The sequence below is a fragment of the Methanohalobium sp. genome, assembly GCF_046546175.1.
Classification (GTDB): domain Archaea; phylum Halobacteriota; class Methanosarcinia; order Methanosarcinales; family Methanosarcinaceae; genus Methanohalobium.
The window spans coordinates 1-3879 of sequence record NZ_JBKGYF010000117.1 but is presented as its reverse complement, the minus strand read 5'-3'; the positions used below and the strand labels follow the sequence as shown (position 1 = coordinate 3879).

Annotated in this window: 4 protein-coding genes; all 4 read left to right on the top strand. The window is 36.6% G+C overall.

Annotated elements, in window-relative coordinates; all coding sequences use genetic code 11:
• The first annotated feature begins 166 nt into the window (after window positions 1–166).
• On the top strand, window positions 167–1252 hold the full coding sequence (locus ACLFMM_RS09385) for an AI-2E family transporter (protein ID WP_410808472.1): 1086 nt from the start codon (window positions 167–169) through the stop codon (window positions 1250–1252).
• A gap of 141 nt (window positions 1253–1393) precedes the next feature.
• Window positions 1394–3313, top strand: a complete 1920-nt coding sequence (locus ACLFMM_RS09380; protein ID WP_410808473.1) for a threonine--tRNA ligase — start codon at window positions 1394–1396, stop codon at window positions 3311–3313.
• A gap of 24 nt (window positions 3314–3337) precedes the next feature.
• A complete protein-coding gene (locus tag ACLFMM_RS09375; protein ID WP_410808471.1) occupies window positions 3338–3634 on the top strand; it encodes an acylphosphatase in 297 nt (98 codons plus the stop codon).
• Between the two features lie 31 nt (window positions 3635–3665).
• The coding region (locus ACLFMM_RS09370; protein ID WP_410808470.1) for a transposase at window positions 3666–3879 on the top strand (214 nt) is incomplete at its 3' end.

Sequence of the window (3879 nt, the reverse complement as noted above, 5' to 3'; positions counted from 1 at the left end):
AGGTCTATAGTAAATCATAATGTTTTAATTATCGTAAAGGTTTTCTACAGAGCCCCTTGCTTTTATATATTTATAGCAACCAATAACAACAGTTGCTTAACTTTTATCGATTTACTGAAAAATTATTAAAAATCGTGATGAATAATAGGAACAAGCAGGATTTGTGATGAAACTGGAAAATAGGGACGGGTTAATGCTGCTTATAGAGCATAAATGGAAAATAATAGCAACAATAGCAGTGGCTTTATTTTTCTTTGCAATTATTTTCATCCTGCGTCCACTTTCAGATGGTATAGTTCTGGGGCTTGTATTTGCCTATATATCCAGACCTATATATCTTAAACTAAATAAAAACAAACGTATAGGAGCACTTGTAGCTACTGCATGTATTGTTGTTCCTATTATATTTATACTTGGAGCCGGCATACTGGAAATAATACAGCAGATAACTTGGGTTGTACAAAACCAAAGACAGGTTATTGAATCACTTTCCAGTTTTATACAAAATATAGAAATACCGGATTTTCTTTATTATGAAATCAGGCACAGAATCCAGGAAATATCGCAATCGATTATACCACTTCTTAGTGATATAGGTATAGTATCATATGCCAAAGACCTTGCGATTTTTGCACTTAACCTTGTAATTTCAATAATTGTGTGCTATGTCCTGCTTTCAGATGGATACAATCTGTACCAAAAAGTGCTTGATATAACACCCGGTGAATATCAGAAAATTTTCCAGAATTATGTAGCAGAACTAGACAAAATATTGGGCGGCATATTTATTGGTAATGCCTATGCAGCACTTTTTGTTGGCGTTGTTTCCGCAATTGTGTTTTATATATTCGGTTTCTCACATATACTTGCACTTTCTGCCCTGATTTTTATAGCAGCAGTCGTACCTCTGTTTGCAGGATATATGGTACTGGTACCGCTTGCACTGATTCGTTATTTTAATCAAGGAATCGGACCTGCATTAACATTTTTCCTAGTTGCATCAATAGTTATATATCTACCTCCTGAACTCTTTATGCGCCCATATCTTGCAAGTCTTAAATCGAAGGTTCATCCATTGTTAATCATGCTCGCTTTCATCGGAGGAGCATTTGTTGGCGGAATCGCTGGATTTTTCGCTGCTCCGATATTAATGGGGGCTTTGATAGCTGCATACCGTGTGTATGTGAGAGAATTATACAGTAATGGTTATCGATTAGGTCAAAAAATAGATGAATCAAAAACCGATAAATAATAAACATTAACCAATCCACATTATCATATACGTTAAATATAATCCAGAAATAACAATGTCCATTATAATGACTTCCATTATATGCAATTAAAGTTAAAATAGATAATATCATTGGTTCCAGAAACTCTTAAAGGTGAAATCATGCGATTATTGTTGGTTCATTCAGATTATATAGAATATGAAGTGAAAAAAAGCACACCAGTGGCTGAAAAGGTAGACGAATCACAAAAACAGGGACGACTTGAAGAAGCATTAACAGCTTTTCTGGCGGTTGAAAAACCCGATGAATCCGATATAGATGAAATTGTGAAACAAACAGTGAATGAAATCAAAAAGGTTATGGGTCAAATCAATTCAAACCGTATAATGCTTTATCCCTATGCACATTTAAGTCATGAACTTTCATCCCCTGATGCAGCAGTAAAAGCACTCAAAAAAATAGAAAATGCTCTTTCTACCGACTATGAAATTATGCGCGCACCATTTGGCTGGTATAAATCCTTTAATATAAACTGTAAAGGTCATCCATTATCTGAATTGTCCCGTACTATTCGTCTTGAAAGTGTATCAGCATCATCCGCTGTAGCCAGTTCAGAAAGTAAAACCGAATCTGGAGAAGAAGAGGTAGTGTCAGAAGCTTTAAAAGCTGAAGAAACCGCTAAATCATACTGGCATATTCTGACACCAGACGGAGAGCTTTACGATGTCAACAAATTTGATTTTTCAGAATATCCAAACCTTCAACGATTTGTAAACTATGAAATATCAGAAAGCCGTGTGGTTGATAAAACCCCGCCTCATGTTGAACTTATGCGAAGGCTTGGAATTGCAGATTATGAAGCAGGTTCTGATTCCGGAAACATTCGATACTACCCCAAGGGGAGATTTATAAAATCGCTTCTTGAAAATTATGTCCTTGATGAAGCAACCATATCAGGTGCAATGGAAGTTGAAACCCCTATCATGTATGATATGAATCACCCTACACTCAAAAAATATCTGGATAGATTCCCTGCACGCCAGTATTCCATCGAGTCTGATAAACGTCGTCTTTTCCTTCGGTTTGCAGCCTGTTTCGGGCAATTTTTGATGTCCCATGACATGACCATATCCTACAAGAACCTTCCACTTAAGATGGTGGAGATGACAAGATACAGTTTCAGAAAAGAACAGCGTGGAGAACTTGTAGGAATGAAACGACTTCGCAGTTTTACGATGCCTGATATGCATACATTATGTGCAGACATGGGTCAGTCGATTTCTGAATTCGATGATCAGTATAAGATGTGTATAAACACACTTGATAATATTGGTGTTGATGTTGATGATTATGAAGTTGCGATACGTTTTACCCGTGATTTCTATGAAAATAACAAGGATTTCATAACCGAAATGGCGAGAACAGTCAATAAACCTGTACTTGTTGAGATGTGGGACAAACGATTTTTCTATTTTGTACTCAAATTCGAATTCAATTTCATAGATGCCCTTGGAAAAGCAAGTGCACTGTCAACAGTACAGATAGATGTGGAAAACGCTGAAACCTATGATATCAGTTACATCGATAAAAATGGAGAATCAAAAAGACCTATCATGCTGCACTGTTCTCCAAGTGGTGCAATCGAGAGATGTATCTATGCCCTTCTTGAGAAAAATGCAATGAAGATAGACAATGGCGAGGTACCCACTCTTCCTGTCTGGTTATCCCCGACACAAGTAAGAATCATTCCTGTACATGAACATCATTTCGATTTTGCAGAAAACGTTTACAGTCAATTGAATTGCCGTGTCGATATAGATGACAGGGAAGATACAGTTGGCAAAAAAATACGCGAAGCAGGACGTGAATGGATACCTTATGTTGTTGTGATAGGAGATCGGGAAATAGAAAGCGGTAAATTGAACGTCACTATAAGGTCGGAATCAAAACCCAAGAAACCAAAAAGTGTGGAAATGTCAATTGATGAACTGAATAATAGAATACTCTCAGAAATAAAAGGTATGCCCTACCGTGAGCAACCACTGGCCAAATACGTTTCAAAAAGACCAAAGTTTTTATAATCACTGAAACACAATAGTACTACCATGAAGGAATCAGAATCAACACCAGATACCGGTATAGAAATTTATATTTCAGGAAGAGTTCAGGGTGTGTTTTTCAGACAGTTTACTAAAGATGCTGCCATAGACCTTGGACTTACTGGGTATGTACAAAACCTTCCAGATGGCAGGGTCAGGGTTGTTGCTGAAGGCAGTCAGGAAAAATTAAATAAACTGATTGATAAACTCCACTCAGGACCATCACTAGCAAATGTGGAAAATGTTGATGTCAACTGGTATGAACCAACCGAGAAATTTACAGATTTCCATGTCAGGCACTAAACATTTATTTTTGTTTAATTCAGTTTTGTTCTTGAAATTTTCATATGAATCATATGATGGAGACAGACCAGAAAAACGTCGAGTTTACAGAGGTATACATTGCAGAGATTGTAAATCCAAATATCAATGTACCAATAGAAAAGATGGGATACGGCAGTTAAAAATAACTTATGTATCAGAAGATAGGAAACATCTGAGAGATAAGATGAAAACTGAACAAGCAAAGGTAATATTTGAACAAAGGA

Bases quoted from the DNA above. Each gene is read 5' to 3' on its own strand.
- ACLFMM_RS09375 (WP_410808471.1), top strand. From the start codon at position 3,338: ATGAAGGAATCAGAATCAACACCAGATACCGGTATAGAAATTTATATT.
- ACLFMM_RS09380 (WP_410808473.1), top strand. From the start codon at position 1,394: ATGCGATTATTGTTGGTTCATTCAGATTATATAGAATATGAAGTGAAA.
- ACLFMM_RS09385 (WP_410808472.1), top strand. From the start codon at position 167: ATGAAACTGGAAAATAGGGACGGGTTAATGCTGCTTATAGAGCATAAA.